General features: G+C 65.8%; 16 protein-coding genes. 13 read left to right on the top strand and 3 right to left on the bottom strand.

What is annotated here, in order from left to right; all coding sequences use genetic code 11:
• The first annotated feature begins 144 nt into the window (after nucleotides 1-144).
• The 8 genes from DWG20_RS15870 (at nucleotide 145) to yacG (ending at nucleotide 7,004) form a co-directional block, all read left to right on the top strand.
• Nucleotides 145-417, top strand: a complete 273-nt coding sequence (locus DWG20_RS15870) for a hypothetical protein (protein ID WP_147289901.1) — start codon at nucleotides 145-147, stop codon at nucleotides 415-417.
• A complete protein-coding gene (locus tag DWG20_RS02565; protein WP_181880957.1) occupies nucleotides 414-1,424 on the top strand; it encodes a porin in 1,011 nt (336 codons plus the stop codon). Before DWG20_RS15870 ends, DWG20_RS02565 begins: the two co-directional genes overlap by 4 nt.
• 150 nt (nucleotides 1,425-1,574) lie before the next feature.
• The gene (pilB, locus tag DWG20_RS02560) at nucleotides 1,575-3,284 is read left to right on the top strand and encodes a type IV-A pilus assembly ATPase PilB (protein WP_115432292.1); all 1,710 of its coding nucleotides are present in this window, start codon (nucleotides 1,575-1,577) and stop codon (nucleotides 3,282-3,284) included.
• 26 nt (nucleotides 3,285-3,310) lie between these two features.
• A complete protein-coding gene (locus DWG20_RS02555) occupies nucleotides 3,311-4,531 on the top strand; it encodes a type II secretion system F family protein (RefSeq protein WP_115432290.1) in 1,221 nt (406 codons plus the stop codon).
• Between the two features lie 2 nt (nucleotides 4,532-4,533).
• Nucleotides 4,534-5,400, top strand: coding sequence for a prepilin peptidase (locus tag DWG20_RS02550; protein WP_281269937.1), 867 nt, complete (start codon nucleotides 4,534-4,536; stop codon nucleotides 5,398-5,400).
• The gene (gene coaE, locus DWG20_RS02545) at nucleotides 5,390-6,004 is read left to right on the top strand and encodes a dephospho-CoA kinase (protein WP_115432289.1); all 615 of its coding nucleotides are present in this window, start codon (nucleotides 5,390-5,392) and stop codon (nucleotides 6,002-6,004) included. The genes DWG20_RS02550 and coaE overlap by 11 nt, the downstream gene beginning before the upstream one ends.
• A 39-nt stretch (nucleotides 6,005-6,043) precedes the next feature.
• Complete coding sequence (gene zapD, locus DWG20_RS02540; protein ID WP_115432287.1) at nucleotides 6,044-6,802, top strand: cell division protein ZapD; 759 nt, start codon at nucleotides 6,044-6,046, stop codon at nucleotides 6,800-6,802.
• Between the two features lies 1 nt (nucleotide 6,803).
• Nucleotides 6,804-7,004 (top strand): DNA gyrase inhibitor YacG, encoded by a 201-nt coding sequence (gene yacG / locus DWG20_RS02535; protein WP_115432285.1) that lies wholly within the window; start codon nucleotides 6,804-6,806, stop codon nucleotides 7,002-7,004.
• A gap of 98 nt (nucleotides 7,005-7,102) precedes the next feature.
• On the opposite strand, the gene DWG20_RS02530 is transcribed toward yacG, so the two are convergent.
• Nucleotides 7,103-8,338, bottom strand: coding sequence for an N-acetylmuramoyl-L-alanine amidase (locus DWG20_RS02530; RefSeq protein ID WP_115432283.1), 1,236 nt, complete (start codon nucleotides 8,336-8,338; stop codon nucleotides 7,103-7,105).
• The gene (gene tsaE / locus DWG20_RS02525) at nucleotides 8,299-8,784 is read right to left on the bottom strand and encodes a tRNA (adenosine(37)-N6)-threonylcarbamoyltransferase complex ATPase subunit type 1 TsaE (protein WP_115432282.1); all 486 of its coding nucleotides are present in this window, start codon (nucleotides 8,782-8,784) and stop codon (nucleotides 8,299-8,301) included. The genes DWG20_RS02530 and tsaE overlap by 40 nt, the downstream gene beginning before the upstream one ends.
• Nucleotides 8,785-8,787: 3 nt before the next feature.
• On the opposite strand from tsaE, the gene queG reads away from it, so the two are divergent.
• A complete protein-coding gene (gene queG, locus DWG20_RS02520; protein WP_115432280.1) occupies nucleotides 8,788-9,870 on the top strand; it encodes a tRNA epoxyqueuosine(34) reductase QueG in 1,083 nt (360 codons plus the stop codon).
• 28 nt (nucleotides 9,871-9,898) lie between these two features.
• Nucleotides 9,899-10,711, top strand: coding sequence for a glutamate racemase (gene murI / locus DWG20_RS02515; RefSeq protein ID WP_115432278.1), 813 nt, complete (start codon nucleotides 9,899-9,901; stop codon nucleotides 10,709-10,711).
• Nucleotides 10,712-10,789: 78 nt separating this feature from the next.
• On the opposite strand, the gene DWG20_RS02510 is transcribed toward murI, so the two are convergent.
• Nucleotides 10,790-11,206: a MaoC family dehydratase gene (locus DWG20_RS02510; RefSeq protein ID WP_115432276.1), complete on the bottom strand. Its 417-nt coding sequence runs from the start codon at nucleotides 11,204-11,206 to the stop codon at nucleotides 10,790-10,792.
• A 248-nt stretch (nucleotides 11,207-11,454) separates the two neighbouring features.
• Between DWG20_RS02510 and DWG20_RS02505 the strand changes: the two genes are divergently transcribed.
• From DWG20_RS02505 to DWG20_RS02495, 3 genes are all read left to right on the top strand, one after another.
• Nucleotides 11,455-12,204 carry an electron transfer flavoprotein subunit beta/FixA family protein gene (locus DWG20_RS02505; RefSeq protein ID WP_115432274.1) on the top strand — a complete coding sequence of 250 codons (750 nt, stop codon included), beginning with the start codon at nucleotides 11,455-11,457 and terminating at the stop codon, nucleotides 12,202-12,204.
• Nucleotide 12,205: 1 nt separating this feature from the next.
• Nucleotides 12,206-13,141 carry an electron transfer flavoprotein subunit alpha/FixB family protein gene (locus DWG20_RS02500; RefSeq protein WP_115432272.1) on the top strand — a complete coding sequence of 312 codons (936 nt, stop codon included), beginning with the start codon at nucleotides 12,206-12,208 and terminating at the stop codon, nucleotides 13,139-13,141.
• A 157-nt stretch (nucleotides 13,142-13,298) separates the two neighbouring features.
• Entirely contained in the window at nucleotides 13,299-15,083 is a 1,785-nt protein-coding gene (locus DWG20_RS02495; RefSeq protein WP_115432270.1) for an acyl-CoA dehydrogenase, read from the top strand.
• Nucleotides 15,084-15,161 lie beyond the last annotated feature (78 nt).

Here is a 15,161-nt window from a genome sequence, read left to right as displayed (position 1 = left end):
CGTCGGCACGCGTCGACGGCTGTAGTCGGGCGAGGTCATGAAGCCTTTCTTCACGGTGTGATTTTGTACTAGACAAAGCGGTGGAAGAAGGGGGCGCTACGCCGTGCTGTCGGCTAAAAATAGTGTTTTTTTGCAACAGTTCAGGTGAAGGTACGCACTGGTGTTGCAAATATGCAACCGGTGTTGTTTTTTTGTTTTTATATGAAAATCAATTGCTTACTTCCTGTTTTTGGGGCGGCGGCCACAATGGGCGGTGGCGAGGGAGTGACGTTTTTGTATTTTCACAACGCCCGATTTATAGTGCCTCCAGAAACCGGCCCGGCATTCGCTGGCGGTGAAGAAAAGCCTGCAGTAATGCAAACCGCATTGCCCAAGCGGGTAACATTTAGACTGACTTCGAAAAGGAAATGGCGATGAATAAAAAGCTGATCGCTCTGGTGCTGGCCGCTCTGCCGGCTGCGGCTATGGCCGACGTGACCATCTTCGGCACCCTGAAGGCCGGCTTCGAGAACGTGAAAGACAAGGGCTCGAGCTCCGTCAACAACGTCGCCGACTTCGGTTCGCGCATCGGCTTCAAGGGCAACGAAGACCTGGGCAACGGCCTGAAGGCCATCTGGCAGATTCAGTCCCGCGCCAGCCTGACCGGCGACGATACCACTCGCAACACCTTCGGTTCGCGCAACACCTTCATCGGCCTGCAGGGCGGCTTCGGTAAGGTGCGTCTGGGCAACGTGTCCGACTACGCCGACAGCGACATGGCCATCGTGAACCCGTGGGAGAGCGAAGCCGCTGCGCTGCAGCTGGAGATCGGCAACAACCGCTCGCCGCTGGATACCCGCCTGAAGAACTCGGTCCGCTACGACAGCCCGAACTTCGGCGGCTTCGACTTCTCGCTGCAGCACGGCGTGAACGAGGCTAGGAACTCGACCATCGTTGGCGATTCGGATAACCGCCGCGTGAACATCGTCGGCCTGGGCTACACCGCCGGCGGCCTGACCGCCAAGTATGTGTTCGCCCGTGCGGACTTCCGGAACGGTGCTGCCAACGATCTGGATAACACCCGCTACCAGCGCGCGGAAGTCGGCTACAACTTCGACTTCGGCCTCGGCCTGGTCGGCGCCTACTCGCAGAATAATGACAAAGAAGTTGATGGCAGCAAGATCAAGGACCGTCAGGCTGCTGTGACCGCGACCTACGCCGTCGGCGCCTTCACGCCGAAGTTCTCCTACGGCAAGGGCTGGGACACGAAATCCGCAGGCGTGAGCGCCCCGGATACCGGCTACGACCAGTGGATCGTGGGCGTGGACTACGCGCTGTCCAAGCGCACCACCGCCGGCGTGTCCTTCGGCAAGCTGGACAACGACAAGAACTACGGCGAGCCGGACCAGCGCGCTGCAGGCGTGCAAATGATCCACCAGTTCTAATCGAACCCGCGATCTCGAAAAAGGCTGCTTCGGCAGCCTTTTTTTATTTCACGGCCGGACTCGCGCGGGAACCCAGATCGCTGATGCCAAGTTGTCATAATCACATTATCATTAGCGCGTCGATTTTCGCTCCGTCCGTTAAGGGTCGCCATGGAAGCTAGCGCGGGTATCTCCGGTCTCGGCCGTGCCCTGGTACAGAACAATTTGCTGCTGCTGCAGGACGCCGAGGCGATCCAGCAGCAGGCTTCGAGCGCCCATATCGGCTTCGTCGAGCAGCTGGTGCTGAGCCGGAAAATGGCGTCGCGCGACGTGGCGATGTTTGCCGCGCGCACCTTCGGCGTTCCCCTGTTCGACATCACGGCGGTCAATCCGTCGGTGCTGCCCAAGAACGTGGTCGACGAGGCTTTGCTGCCGAGCAGGCGGCTAGTGCCGCTCTACAAGCGCGGCAACAAGCTGTTCGTCGGCACGTCCGACCCGACGCAGACCTCGGCCTTTCACGCGATCACGTTCAAGACCGGCCTGGCCGTCGAAGTGGTGGTGGTCGAGGACGAGCAGCTGACGAAGCTGATCGGGCGGATGCGCGAGAATGTCGCCGAAGCGATCAACGATTTCACCCGCGACGATCTGAACGTGCTCGACGGCGCCATCGAGGTGGTCGACCCCGACGCCGTCGGTCATCAGCCCGACGTCGACGACGCGCCGGTGGTCAAATTCATCCAGAAAATCCTGCTCGACGGTATCCGCGGCGGCGCGTCGGACATCCATTTCGAGCCGTATGAGAAGTTCTACCGCATCCGCTACCGGGTCGACGGCGAGTTGCGCGAGGTGGTGCGCCCGCCTCAGGTGCTGAAAGACAAGCTCGCCAGTCGCATCAAGGTGATGTCGCGGCTCGATATTTCCGAAAAGCGCGTCCCGCAGGACGGCCGGATCAAACTGTCGATCGACAAGCACCGCACGGTCGACTTTCGCGTCAGCACGCTGCCGACGCTGTACGGCGAAAAAATCGTGCTGCGTATTCTCGACCAGTCGGCCGCCTCGCTCGACATCGAACAGCTCGGCTTCGAGCCCGAGCAGAAGCAGGCGATCATGGCCGCGGTCGCCCGGCCTTACGGCATGGTGCTGGTGACCGGCCCGACCGGCAGCGGCAAGACCGTGTCGCTCTATACCTTCCTGAATCTTCTCAACCAGCCCGACCGCAATATCTCGACCGCGGAGGACCCGGTCGAGATCAACCTGGCGGGCATCAACCAGGTCAACGTCAACGAGAAGGCGGGGCTGACCTTCGCGTCGGCGCTGCGCGCCTTCCTGCGTCAGGATCCGGACGTGCTGATGGTCGGCGAGATCCGCGACTACGAGACCGCCGACATCGCGATCAAGGCCGCGCAGACCGGCCACATGGTGTTCTCGACCCTGCACACCAACGACGCGCCGTCGACGCTGACGCGTTTGCTGAACATGGGCGTCGCGCCGTTCAACGTCGCCAGCTCGGTGCTGCTGATCATGGCGCAGCGCCTCGCACGGCGCCTCTGCAACCATTGCAAGAAGCCGGTCGATATCCCGAAAGAAGCGCTGCTGGCCGCGGGCTTTGCCGAGGAAGAGCTCGACGGCAGCTGGCAGCCTTACGCGCCGGTCGGCTGCGACGAGTGTCGCGGCTCCGGCTACAAGGGCCGCACCGGCATCTACGAAGTGATGCCGATTTCCGACGCGATCACGCGCCTGATCATGAAGAACGGCACGGCGATCGATATCGCCGACCAGGCCCTCCTGGAGGGCATGATCGACCTCAGGCACTCCGGCCTGATCAAGGTCAAGCGCGGCATCACCTCCTTGGCCGAGGTCGAGGCGGTGACCAACGAATGAAAACAATAAGGAAGTCTTGAGAGCGTATGGCCACGGTAAACAAGAAGCCCAGCCCCGGCTACGTCTGGCAGTGGGAAGGCAAGGACAGGGCCGGCAAGGTGATCCGCGGCGAGGTGCGTGCGGAGTCGGAGGCAGTGGCCAAGACCCAGTTGCGCCGGCAGGGCATCGCCGTCACCAAGGTGACCAAGCGCCGCGCCGGTTTCGGCCGTCGCATCAGCGAGAAGGACATCACGCTGTTCACGCGTCAGCTCGCGACGATGATGAAGGCCGGCGTGCCGCTGCTGCAGGCGTTCGACATCTCGGCCAAGGGGCACGGCAATCCGGCGGTGACGAAGATGCTGCTCGAGGTGCGCGCCGACGTCGAGACCGGCATGAGCCTGGCCGACGCGTTCCGCCGGCGTCCGCTGTACTTCGATAAACTGTTCTGCAGCATCATCGCCGCCGGCGAGACCGGCGGCGTGCTCGATTCCTTGCTCGAAAAGCTCGCCACGTATAAAGAAAAGGTGATGGCGATCAAGGGCAAGATCAAGTCGGCGATGATCTACCCGTCGGCGATCATCGCGACCGCGTTCGTGATCACCACCGTCATCATGTTGTACGTGATCCCGGCGTTCAAGGATCTGTTCTCGAGCTTCGGCGCCGAACTGCCCGCGCCGACGCAGATCGTGATCTGGCTGTCCGACTTCTTCGTCAGCTACTGGTGGCTGATCTTCGGCGCGATCGGCGGCGCGATCTTCGGCACGCTGTACGCGGTGAAGCGCTCGCCGCGCATGCAGGAGAGGCTCGATCGCATCGTGCTCAAGGTGCCGGTGCTCGGCGACGTGGTGCGCAAGGCGACCATCGCGCGCTGGTCGCGCACCTTGTCGACGCTGTTCGCCGCCGGCGTGCCGCTGGTCGAGGCGCTCGACTCGGTCGCCGGCGCGTCGGGCAACCAGGTGTATTCGGACGCGACGCGTCGCATCCAGGCCGACGTCAGCGCCGGCTCCAGCCTCAAGGATTCGATGCTGCGCACCAACCTGTTCCCGAACATGGCGCTGCAGATGACGGCGATCGGCGAGGAATCGGGCTCGCTCGATGCGATGCTCGACAAGGTCGCCGACTTCTACGAGGAAGAGGTCGACAACGCGGTCGCCGCGCTGTCCAGCCTGTTGGAGCCGATGATCATGGTCATCCTCGGCGTGCTGATCGGCGGCCTGGTGATCGCGATGTACCTGCCGATCTTCAAGATGGGTCAGGTGGTGGGTTAAGCATGATGTCGATGTTCGATTTCTGGGCCGGGTCACCGGCTGGCTTGGTGGTATTGCTCGCGCTGTTCGGCCTCCTGGTCGGCAGCTTTCTCAACGTGGTCATTCACCGTCTGCCGAAGATGCTCGAGGCGGACTGGCGTGCCGAATGCGCCGAATACCTCGGCCAACCGCTGCCGGAAGACAAGCCGCGCTACAACCTGATGGTGCCGCGCTCGGCGTGCCCGGGCTGCGGCTCGGCGATCACCGCGCTGCAGAACGTGCCGGTGATCAGCTACCTCGCGCTGCGCGGCCGTTGCGGCAACTGCCACACGTCTATCAGTCCGCGCTACCCGCTGGTCGAGTTGCTGACCGCCACGCTGTTCGCCGTGCTCGGCGCGCACTTCGGTGCCGGGCCGGCGCTCGCCGGCGGGCTGCTGCTGACGTCGGTTCTCGTCGCGCTGACCTTCATCGACGCCGATACCCAGCTCTTGCCCGACAACCTGACCTTGCCGCTGTTGTGGGCCGGCCTCATCTTCCATCTCGTCACCGGCACGCTGCCGCTGGCCGACGCGCTGTGGGGCGCGATCGGCGGCTATCTGTCGTTGTGGTCGGTGTACTGGCTGTTCAAGCTGGCGACCGGCAAGGAGGGGATGGGCTTCGGCGACTTCAAGCTCTTGGCCGCGCTCGGCGCGTGGCTGGGCTGGACGATGCTGCCGCTGGTGATCCTGCTGTCGTCGCTGGTCGGCGCGATCGCCGGCATCGTGCTGATGGCCCTGTCGCGCCATGGTCGCGGCCAGCCCTTGCCGTTCGGCCCCTACCTGGCCGCCGCGGGCTGGATCGCCTACGTCTGGGGGCCGTCCATCATGGGCTGGTATCTGCATGGCGCTTAAACTCGTCGGCCTGACCGGCGGCGTCGGCTCGGGCAAGAGCACGGTCGCGAGAATGTTCGCCGATCTCGGCGTGCCGGTCGTCGACACCGACGACGTCGCGCACGCGCTGACCGGTCCCGGCGGCGCGGCGATGCCGGCGCTGGCCGCGGCTTTCGGCGAGGCGGTCCGACGCGCCGACGGTGCGCTCGACCGCGCGGCGATGCGCGACAAGGTGTTCGCCGACCCGGTGGCGCGCTCGCGGCTGGAGGGCATCCTGCACCCGATGATCCTCGCCGAGAGCCGTGCCAGGTTGGCCGAGCTCTCCGGCCCTTACGCGATCCTCGTCGTGCCGCTCTTGTTCGAGACGCCGGCCTTCCTTGACGACGTCGCGACCACCTTGCTCGTCGACGCCGACGAAGCCACGCAGGTGGCGCGCGTGGTCGCCCGCAGCGGTCTGACGCCCGACGCGGTGCGCGCGATCATGGCCGCGCAGTTGCCGCGCGACGAGCGGCGGCGCCGCGCCGACGCCGTGATTGTTAATAATGATGATCTGGCCGGTCTGGCGCTTCAAGTGGACGCGAAACACCGCTATTATCTTGCGAAGCTGGCAACGCCAGCACAATAGACCTTCGGCCCACCCCCCCAACAACAGGCAGACGTCGTTGTGATCAGTTTCGAGTTTCCCGTCAACGAACGCACCCGCAGCCTGCTGCGCCTCGAGCAGTTGTATCGGCGCCTGGCGTATTTCGTCGACGGCGAACATGCCAACGAGCACCACAGCGCCTTGCTGACGCTGTTCGAGTTGATGGAGACGGCGTCGCGCGCCGACCTGAAGGCCGACCTCTTGCAGGAGCTCGAGCGCCAGAAACAGCTGCTCGAACCGCTGCACGACAACCCGGCGATCGAGCAGCACACGCTCGACGGCCTGCTCGACGAGATCGAGCTGACCACGTCGCGGCTGTTGGAGCTGACCGGCAAGTTCGGCCAGCATCTGCGCGAGAACGAGTGGCTGATGGCGATCAAGCAGCGCGCCGGCATCCCCGGCGGCACCTGCCAGTTCGACCTGCCGTCCTACTTCCTGTGGCAGCTGAAACCGGCCGAGGAGCGACGCGCCGACCTGAACCGCTGGGCCGCGCCGTTGATGCCGACCGCCGGCGCCGCGCGCATCCTGCTCAAACTCCTGCGCGACAGCGGCAAGACCCACCATTACCTCGCGCGCAAGGGCATGTTCCAGCAGATGTCGGGCGGCAAGGTGGTGCAGCTGATCCGCGTGTCCTTCGACGAGAGCCTCGGCGTGCTACCCGAGCTGTCGGCCAACAAGTACGCGCTCAACATCCGTTTCGTGTCGGCGGTGACCGGCGAGGTGCGCGCGCGCCAGACCGACGCCGACGTCGACTTCGAGCTGACCTTCTGCAAGTTCTGATATGAAAGCTTCTACCGTGCGCAGCGTCAATTGCCCGAGCTGCGGCAAGGCCGTCGAATGGACGCCCGAAAGCCGCTACCGCCCGTTCTGCAGCGAGCGCTGCAAGCTGATCGACCTCGGCGCTTGGGCGACCGAGTCGTTCCGGCTGCGCGCCGAAGAGACCGAGCTGAACGAAGAAGACCTCCGCTCGCTCGGCCATTGAAATCCCGAGGTTCGGCCAACCTTGAAGTTTTAAAGGTTGGCCGAGCTCAACGGCCCCGCATCGACAAGATGCGGGGCCGTTTGCCTTGTGTGGTGCCCTTACAGCCGCGCCAGTGCCGCGCCCTGCGAGAAGTAGTGCTTCACGCCGCCGAGGATGGCCTCGGCCATCTTCTGCTGGAACGCCGGGTCGATCAGGCGCTTTTCCTCGTCCGGGTGGCTGATGAAGGCCGTTTCGACAAGGATCGACGGGATGTCCGGCGCCTTGAGCACGGCGAAGCTCGCCTGCTCGACCTGGTTCTTGTGCAGCGTGTTCAGGCCGCCGATCTGGCCGAGCACCGCCTTGCCGAGCTTGAGGCTGTCGTTGATCGTCGCCGTCTGCGTGAGGTCCAAGAGAGTGTGCGCGAGGTAGCGGTCGCGGGTGGCGATCTTCACGCCGCCGATCAGGTCGGCGTCGTTCTGCGTCTGCGCGAGGTAGCGCGCAGCGGTACTGGTCGCCCCCTTTTCCGACAGCGCGAACACCGACGAGCCGCGCGCGGTCGGGCTGATGAAGGCGTCGGCGTGGATCGACACGAAGAGGTCGGCGTTCAGCCTCCTCGCCTTGGCGACGCGCACGCCGAGCGGGATGAACACGTCCTCGTCGCGCGTCAGGTAGACCTTCATATTGCGCTCGCGCTCGATCAGCCGTTTCAGCTCGCGGGCGATCTTCAGCACCACGTCCTTTTCGCGCACGCCGGACGGGCCGACCGCACCGGGGTCCTCTCCGCCGTGGCCCGGGTCGAGCACGATGACGATGGGCCGGTCGGCGCCGGCGCGGCCCTTCTGCGGCCTGGAAGGCGCGGCGGCGGCGCCGCCCTTGTTGTAGTCCTCGAGCAGAGCCAGCAGCGGGTCGTCCTGCGACCGGGTCGGGTAGAGGTCGACCACCAGCCGGTGCTGGTATTCGGCGACCGGTTTCAACGTGAACACCTGAGGCTTGACGTCGGTCTTCAGGTCGAGCACCAGGCGCACGGTGTCGGCGTTGAATTGGCCGGCGCGCGCGGTCTTGATGAAGGGGTCGCCGCCGGCGACCTGGCCGCCGAGGTCCTTCAACAGGCTGTTCAGCTCGACGCCGTCGATATCGATCACCAGCCGGTTCGGGTTGGCGAGCGTCGTCGTCTTGAAGCGCAGGCTCTCGCTCGCTTCGAGCGTGACGCGGGTGTAGGTGGACGACGGCCACACGCGCACCGCGACGATCTGCGGGGCGGCGGCCTCGCCGACGCGGCTGACCGTCAACAGGCAGCTGGCGGCGGCCAGGCCGACTAGGCGCCGGCGCGCGGGGTCGAAAGTCGATTCAGGCATGCGTGTCCGATCGGTGTGATTGCGTGGAGGTGGTAGCGGCGGGCGTCACCGTCGATGACGAGCGACAGCACGATGTCGGGCGGCGGCACGAGGCCTGCGGCCTTGTCCGGCCACTCGACCAGACAGACGCTCGCCTCGTCGAACAGTTCGCGAAAGCCGGCGTCTTCCCATTCCTCGGGGTCGGCCATGCGGTAGAGGTCGAAGTGGTGCACCGTAAGCGTACCCAACGGGTAGCTCTCGACCAGCGTGTAGGTCGGGCTCTTCACCCGGCCCTGGTGGCCGAGGCCGCGCATCAGGCCGCGCGTGAACGTCGTCTTGCCGGCGCCCAGCTCGCCTTCGAGATAGATTACCGTGCCCGGCGCGACGGCGCGGGCGAACGCGCCGCCCAAGGCCAGCGTGGCGGCTTCGTCGGTGAGGTGACCGGACTCGAGGCTGTTATCATTCATATCATGCAGGAAGCTATCGAAAACCCGCCAAATTATCGCGAATTGGCGGAGCAAATCAAAGCGTGGGCGCGCGAATTGGGTTTCGCCGACGCTCGCATCGGGCCGGCGACGCTGCCGGACGGGGTCGAGCCGCGCCTCGAAGCCTGGCTGGCCGAGGGCTGCCACGGCGAGATGGCGTATATGGAACAGCACGGCCTGAAGCGCGCGCGGCCGTACGAACTGGTGCCCGGCACCTTGAGCGTCATCAGCGTGCGCATGAACTACTGGCCGGGCGCTGCGCGCGACGCCGAGGCGGTGCTCGGGGATGGCAACGCCGCCTATCTGTCCCGCTACGCGCTGGGCCGCGACTACCACAAGGTGCTGCGCAACCGGCTGCAAGCGTTGGCCGAGCGCGTTGAGGCGGCCATCGGCGGCTATGGATATCGGGTCTTCACCGACAGCGCGCCGGTGATGGAGGTCGAGGCGGCGCAGCAGGCGGGCCTGGGCTGGCGCGGCAAGCATACCTTGCTGATCAACCGCGAGCAGGGCTCGCTGTTCTTCCTCGGCGAGCTGTTCACCGACTTGCCTCTTCCGGCCGATGCGCCGACCGAGGAAGGCCACTGCGGTCGCTGCAAACGGTGCCTCGACGTCTGCCCTACCGGCGCCATCGTCGCGCCGTACAAGGTCGACGCGCGACGCTGCATCTCCTACCTGACGATCGAACTGAAGGGTGCGATCCCAGAGGAGCTGCGCCCGTTGATCGGCAACCGCGTGTACGGCTGCGACGATTGCCAGCTCGTCTGTCCGTGGAACCGCTTCGCGATCGATTCCGCCGAGGCCGACTTCGCGGTGCGCCACGGCCTCGACGACGTCAGCCTCGTCGAGCTGTTCGCGTGGAGCGAGGAGGAGTTCAAGCAAAAGATGGCCGGCAGCCCGATCTATAGAATCGGCTACGAGAAATGGCTGTCGAATCTCGCGATCGGCCTCGGCAATGCACCGACGTCCGACGCGGTAATCGCGGCGCTGAAAACCCGGCTCGACTCCCCGTCGATGCCGGTTTCCGAGCATGTCCGCTGGGCGCTGGGGCGGCACGGCGTCGTGGTATGATGCGGCCTTTGGTGCACGGAGACTCGGCATGAATACGATGGACTGCCGCCCGATCGGGGTGTTCGATTCCGGCGTCGGCGGGCTGACGGTGGTGCGGGCGTTGATGGACCGCCTGCCGTTCGAGAACATCGTCTACTTCGGCGACACCGCGCGCGTGCCCTACGGCGTGAAGTCGGTCGGCACGATCGAGCAGTTCACGCAGCAGATCGTCGAATTCCTGCTCAAGCGCGAGGTGAAGGCGCTGATCATCGCGTGCAACACCATCGCCGCGGTCGCCGCCGACCGCGTGCGCCAGATGGCCGGCGGCATCCCGGTGCTCGACGTGATCGAGGCCGGCGCGCTCGCCGCCGTCGAGGCGACCAAGACCGGCGACATCGGCGTGATCGCGACGTCTACCACGGTCAACAGCAACGCCTACGCGCGCGCCATCCATCACCTGAACCCGAATACCCGCGTCTACTCGCAGGCGTGTCCGCTGTTCGTGCCGCTGGTCGAAGAGGGCTGGCTCGACCACGAGGTCACGCGGCTGACCGCGCTCGAATACATGAAGTCGGTGCTGGTCGAGGATGTCGACACCGTCGTGCTCGGCTGCACGCACTACCCGCTGCTCAAACCGCTGCTGACCGACGTGACCGAAGGCCGCATCACGCTGGTCGACTCGGCGGTGACGACGGCCGAGGCGACCGCGCAGAGGTTGGCCGAAGCCGGCCTGTTGAACCGCTCGCGCGGCGTGCCCGACTACCACTTCTACGTGTCCGACATCCCCTTGCGCTTCCAGACCATAGGCGAGCGCTTTCTCGGCCGCAGCATGCGCGACCTGGAGATGGTCAAGCTCGGTTAGGCCGACGCGGGGCGTCGATGAAAAGAGCTCGGCCAACCTGTTCAATGGTTGGCCGAGCTTTTTCGTGGGGGAAGCGTATCAGCCGCGCGACGGAGCGATCACCAGCGATTCGCCGTCGAGCACCACGGTGTCGCGCACGCGGCACTCGGTCGCGAGCTTCACGCGTTTCTTGGCCGGGTCGAGCTCGATCACCGTCGCCTTCGCGTGCACCGTGTCGCCGATCTTCACCGCCGCCTTGAAGCGCGTCGACTGCGACAGGTAGATGCAGCCTTCGCCCGGCAGCCGCGTGCCGAGGATGGTCGAGATGAAGCTCGCGGTCAGCATGCCGTGCGCGATGCGCGACTTGAACGGCGTCGTTTCGGCGTATTCCTGGTTGATGTGGACCGGGTTGTCGTCGCCCGAAACCGCGGCGAACATCAGGATGTCGGCCTCGGTGACGGTCTTGGCGTATTCGGCAAAATCGCCCAACTGGATGTCTTCGAAGTACACTTTCACAAACGCGCCCCTTTCGTTCCAGGTCAAAGAGTCCCCATTCTGCCCAAGCCGCGCGCCTACGGGCAGCAGGGTAAACGTTTGATCGCGCCGCGTTGCGTTTTCGCCACGCGGCCGGGACGACACCAATCAAACGATTGTTTGATTTCGGTGGTTGGGCAACAATCGGTTCAAGGCGACGTCCTTCTCCTCTCTGGCGAAGGACGTTCATCAATCGTCAATTCCCCTCATTCCGGGAGGCTGTCAATCCTATGAAAGCGCTGGTCGCCGTCAAACGCGTGGTGGACTTCAACGTCAAGGTCCGCGCCAAGGCCGATGGTTCCGATGTGGACATCGCCAACGTCAAAATGTCCATGAACCCCTTCGACGAAATCGCCGTCGAGGAAGCCGTGCGGCTGAAAGAAGCCGGCAAGGTGAGCGAAGTGGTCGTCGTCTCGCTCGGCGTGAAAGGCTGCGAGGAAACGCTGCGCACCGCGCTGGCGATGGGCGCTGACCGCGCCGTGCACGTCGAGACCGACGCGCAACTCGAACCGCTGGCCGTCGCCAAGTTGCTCAAGGCTATAGCCGACAAGGAGCAACCGCAGCTCGTCATCGTCGGCAAGCAGGCGATCGACGACGACGCCAACCAGACCGGCCAGATGCTGGCCGCGCTGCTCGGCTGGCCGCAGGGCACCTTCGCGTCCAAGGTCGAAGTGGCCGGCGGCGCGATCGCCGTCACCCGCGAGGTCGACGGCGGCCTCGAGACCGTAGAGCTGAAACTGCCGGCGCTGGTCACCACCGACCTGCGCCTGAACGAGCCGCGCTACGTGAAGCTGCCGAACATCATGGCCGCCAAGAAGAAGCCGCTCGACAAGCTGAGCGTCGAAGCGCTCGGCGTCGACATCACGCCGCGCCTGACCGTGCTCAAGGTCGCCGAGCCGGCGGGCCGCAAGGCCGGCATCAAGGTGGCGAACGCCGCCGAGCTGGTCGCCAAACTGAAAAACGAAGCGAAGGTGCTCTGACATGGCCATTCTCCTCATCGCCGAACACGACAATAAGCAACTGAAGTCCGCCACCCACCACGCGGTGAGCGCGGCCGCCAAGATCGGCGGCGACATCCACGTGCTGGTCGCCGGCCAGAACGTCGCTGCCATCGCCGCCGCCGCCGCGAAGATCGCTGGTGTGACCAAGGTGCTGGTCGCCGACAACGCCGCCTACGCGCACAACCTCGCCGAGAACGTCGCGCCGCTGGTGGCAGAGCTCGCGCGCGACTACGGCCACGTGTTCGCGCCGGCGACCACCGCCGGCAAGAACCTGCTGCCGCGCGTCGCCGCCTTGCTCGACGTGATGCAGCTGTCCGACGTCGTCGCCGTAGAAGCGGCCGACACCTTCGTGCGCCCGATCTACGCCGGCAACGTGCTGGCGACCGTCAAGTCGAACGACCCGGTCAAGGTCGTCACCGTGCGCACCACCGCGTTCGACGCCGCCTTGGAGACCGGCAGCGCTTCGATCGAAGCGGTAGCCGCCACGCACGACGCCGGCGTCTCGCGTTTCGTGAACGCCGAGCTGACCGTGTCCGACCGCCCCGAGCTGACCTCGGCCAAGGTGATCGTGTCCGGCGGTCGCGCGCTCGGCTCGTCCGAGCAGTTCCACGGCCTGCTCGAACCGCTGGCCGACAAGCTCGGCGCCGCCGTCGGCGCGTCGCGCGCGGCGGTCGATGCCGGCTACGCGCCGAACGACTACCAGGTCGGCCAGACCGGCAAGGTGGTCGCGCCGGAACTGTACGTCGCGATCGGCATCTCGGGCGCGATCCAGCACCTGGCCGGCATGAAGGACTCGAAGGTGATCGTCGCGATCAACAAGGACGAGGAGGCGCCGATCTTCCAGGTGGCCGACTACGGCATCGTCGGCGACCTGTTCACCGTCGTGCCCGAATTGCTGAAAGAGTTGTCGAAGTAAGCCAGACCCGCCGCCCGCGAGCCAACGCTCCCGGGCGGTTTTGCATCCGGACCCCGCCATACAAAAAACCGGCAGGGTTGGCCGAGCCTCGGCCGACCTCAGGGGCCGTCTAACGAGGAAAGGCCGTCCAGTGGGCGGTCGCTACAAAGGAGCCGACATGATCTATCACGCCCCCCTTAAGGACATGCTGTTCGTGCTGGGCGAGCTGGCCGAGCTGCCGGCCGTGTGCGCCTTGCCCGGCTACGAGGAGTGCAGCGTCGAGTTGACCGAGGCGATCCTCGACGAGGCCGCCAAGTTCGCCGAGAACGTGCTCGCGCCGACCAACCGCGCCGGCGACGCCGGCAGCCGCCTCGTCGACGGCGAAGTGAAGACGCCGGACGCGTTCAAGGCCGCGTGGCGCGAATACGTCGACGCCGGCTGGATCGGCCTGAGGGCGCCGCAGGACTTCGGCGGCCAGGGCCTGCCGGCGCTGGTCGCGCTCGCCACCGAGGAGATGTGGTGCTCGGCCAACCTCGCGTTCTCGCTGGCGCCGATGCTGACGCTCGGCACGGTAGAGGCCTTCGCACAGCACGCGAGCGACGAACTGAAAAACATCTACCTGCCCAAACTCGCCAGCGGCGAGTGGACCGGCACGATGAACCTGACCGAGCCGCAGGCCGGCTCCGACCTCGCTCAGGTGCGCACCCGCGCCGTGCCGCAGCCCGACGGCAGCTACAAGATCACCGGCCAGAAGATCTTCATCACCTGGGGCGACCACGACCTCGCAGACAACATCGTCCACCTGGTGCTCGCGCGCCTGCCGGACGCGCCCGAAGGGGTGAAGGGCATCTCGCTGTTCGTGGTGCCCAAGTTCTTGGTGGGCGAAGACGGCAGCGTCGGCGCGCGCAACGACGTGCGCTGCGTGTCGCTCGAGCACAAGATGGGTATCCACGGCAGCCCGACCGCGGTGATGAGCTACGGCGACAACGGCGGCGCGGCGGGGTATCTGGTCGGCGAGGCGAACAAGGGCCTCACCTACATGTTCACGATGATGAACCACGCGCGGCTCGGCGTCGGCGTCGAGGGGCTGGCGCTGTCCGAGCGCGCCTACCAGAAGGCGGTCGAGTACGCGCGCGACCGCGTGCAGAGCCGCGACATCGCCGGTGCCGACGCGACCCCGGTCGCGATCATCCAGCACCCGGACGTGCGCCGCATGCTGCTGACGATGAGGGCGCAGATCGAGGCGCAGCGCGCGCTGACCTGCGTCGCCGCGACTGCGCTGGATAGGGCGAGCCGTCACCCTGACCCGGAAGAGAAGGCGCGCAACCAGGCGCTGGTGAATTTCCTGATCCCCATCGTCAAGGGCTGGAACACCGAGGCGGCCAACGACATCACCAGCCTGGCGCTGCAGGTGCACGGCGGCATGGGCTACATCGAGGAGACCGGCGTCGCGCAGTACTACCGCGACGCGCGCATCACCGCGATCTACGAGGGCACGACCGGCATCCAGGCGCTCGACCTGATCGGCCGCAAGACCGCCGCCGACGGCGGCCGGGTCGCACGCACGCTGATCGGCGAGGTGTGCCGCACCGCCGAGGCGCTGTCTGCCGACGCCCAAATGCAGCCGCTCGCCGACGAGCTGCTGAGGAACGCCAGGTTGGCCGAGGCCTGCGTCGCCTACGTCGTCGACGAGTTCGCGCGCGACGCGCGCCGCCCGGCCGCCGGATCGGTCGCCTACCTCAAGTTCTTCGGTCTGCTGCTCGGCGGCTGGCAGATGGGCCGCGCGGCGCTGATCGCCAAGGAAAGGTTGGCCGAGGACGGTGCCGACGTATCGTTCCTCAACGCCAAGCGCGCGACCGCGGTCTTCTTCGGCGCGCACCTGCTGCCGCAGGCGGCGGCGTACGCCGAGACGGTGCTCAAGGGCGCCGATTCGGTGCTCGCCTTCGACGAAGCGGCGTTCTGAGCGTCGCCTCGGCCTTGCTCGGGGCGCGCCGTTGTGGGGGTGCGGTCGGCGCGCGTCACGGGTTTCGGCCTTGATCGA

This window comes from Crenobacter cavernae (assembly GCF_003355495.1).
GTDB lineage: Bacteria > Pseudomonadota > Gammaproteobacteria > Burkholderiales > Chromobacteriaceae > Crenobacter > Crenobacter cavernae.
The sequence above is the reverse complement of the archived record's forward strand: the minus strand, read 5'-3'. Positions and strand labels throughout refer to the sequence as shown.

Coding starts and splice junctions, on each gene's coding strand:
- DWG20_RS02565 (WP_181880957.1), top strand. CDS start 414: ATGAATAAAAAGCTGATCGCTCTGGTGCTGGCCGCTCTGCCGGCTGCG.
- pilB (WP_115432292.1), top strand. CDS start 1,575: ATGGAAGCTAGCGCGGGTATCTCCGGTCTCGGCCGTGCCCTGGTACAG.
- DWG20_RS02555 (WP_115432290.1), top strand. CDS start 3,311: ATGGCCACGGTAAACAAGAAGCCCAGCCCCGGCTACGTCTGGCAGTGG.
- DWG20_RS02550 (WP_281269937.1), top strand. CDS start 4,534: ATGATGTCGATGTTCGATTTCTGGGCCGGGTCACCGGCTGGCTTGGTG.
- coaE (WP_115432289.1), top strand. CDS start 5,390: ATGGCGCTTAAACTCGTCGGCCTGACCGGCGGCGTCGGCTCGGGCAAG.
- yacG (WP_115432285.1), top strand. CDS start 6,804: ATGAAAGCTTCTACCGTGCGCAGCGTCAATTGCCCGAGCTGCGGCAAG.
- DWG20_RS02530 (WP_115432283.1), bottom strand. CDS start 8,338: ATGCCTGAATCGACTTTCGACCCCGCGCGCCGGCGCCTAGTCGGCCTG.
- tsaE (WP_115432282.1), bottom strand. CDS start 8,784: ATGAATGATAACAGCCTCGAGTCCGGTCACCTCACCGACGAAGCCGCC.
- queG (WP_115432280.1), top strand. CDS start 8,788: ATGCAGGAAGCTATCGAAAACCCGCCAAATTATCGCGAATTGGCGGAG.
- murI (WP_115432278.1), top strand. CDS start 9,899: ATGAATACGATGGACTGCCGCCCGATCGGGGTGTTCGATTCCGGCGTC.
- DWG20_RS02505 (WP_115432274.1), top strand. CDS start 11,455: ATGAAAGCGCTGGTCGCCGTCAAACGCGTGGTGGACTTCAACGTCAAG.
- DWG20_RS02500 (WP_115432272.1), top strand. CDS start 12,206: ATGGCCATTCTCCTCATCGCCGAACACGACAATAAGCAACTGAAGTCC.
- DWG20_RS02495 (WP_115432270.1), top strand. CDS start 13,299: ATGATCTATCACGCCCCCCTTAAGGACATGCTGTTCGTGCTGGGCGAG.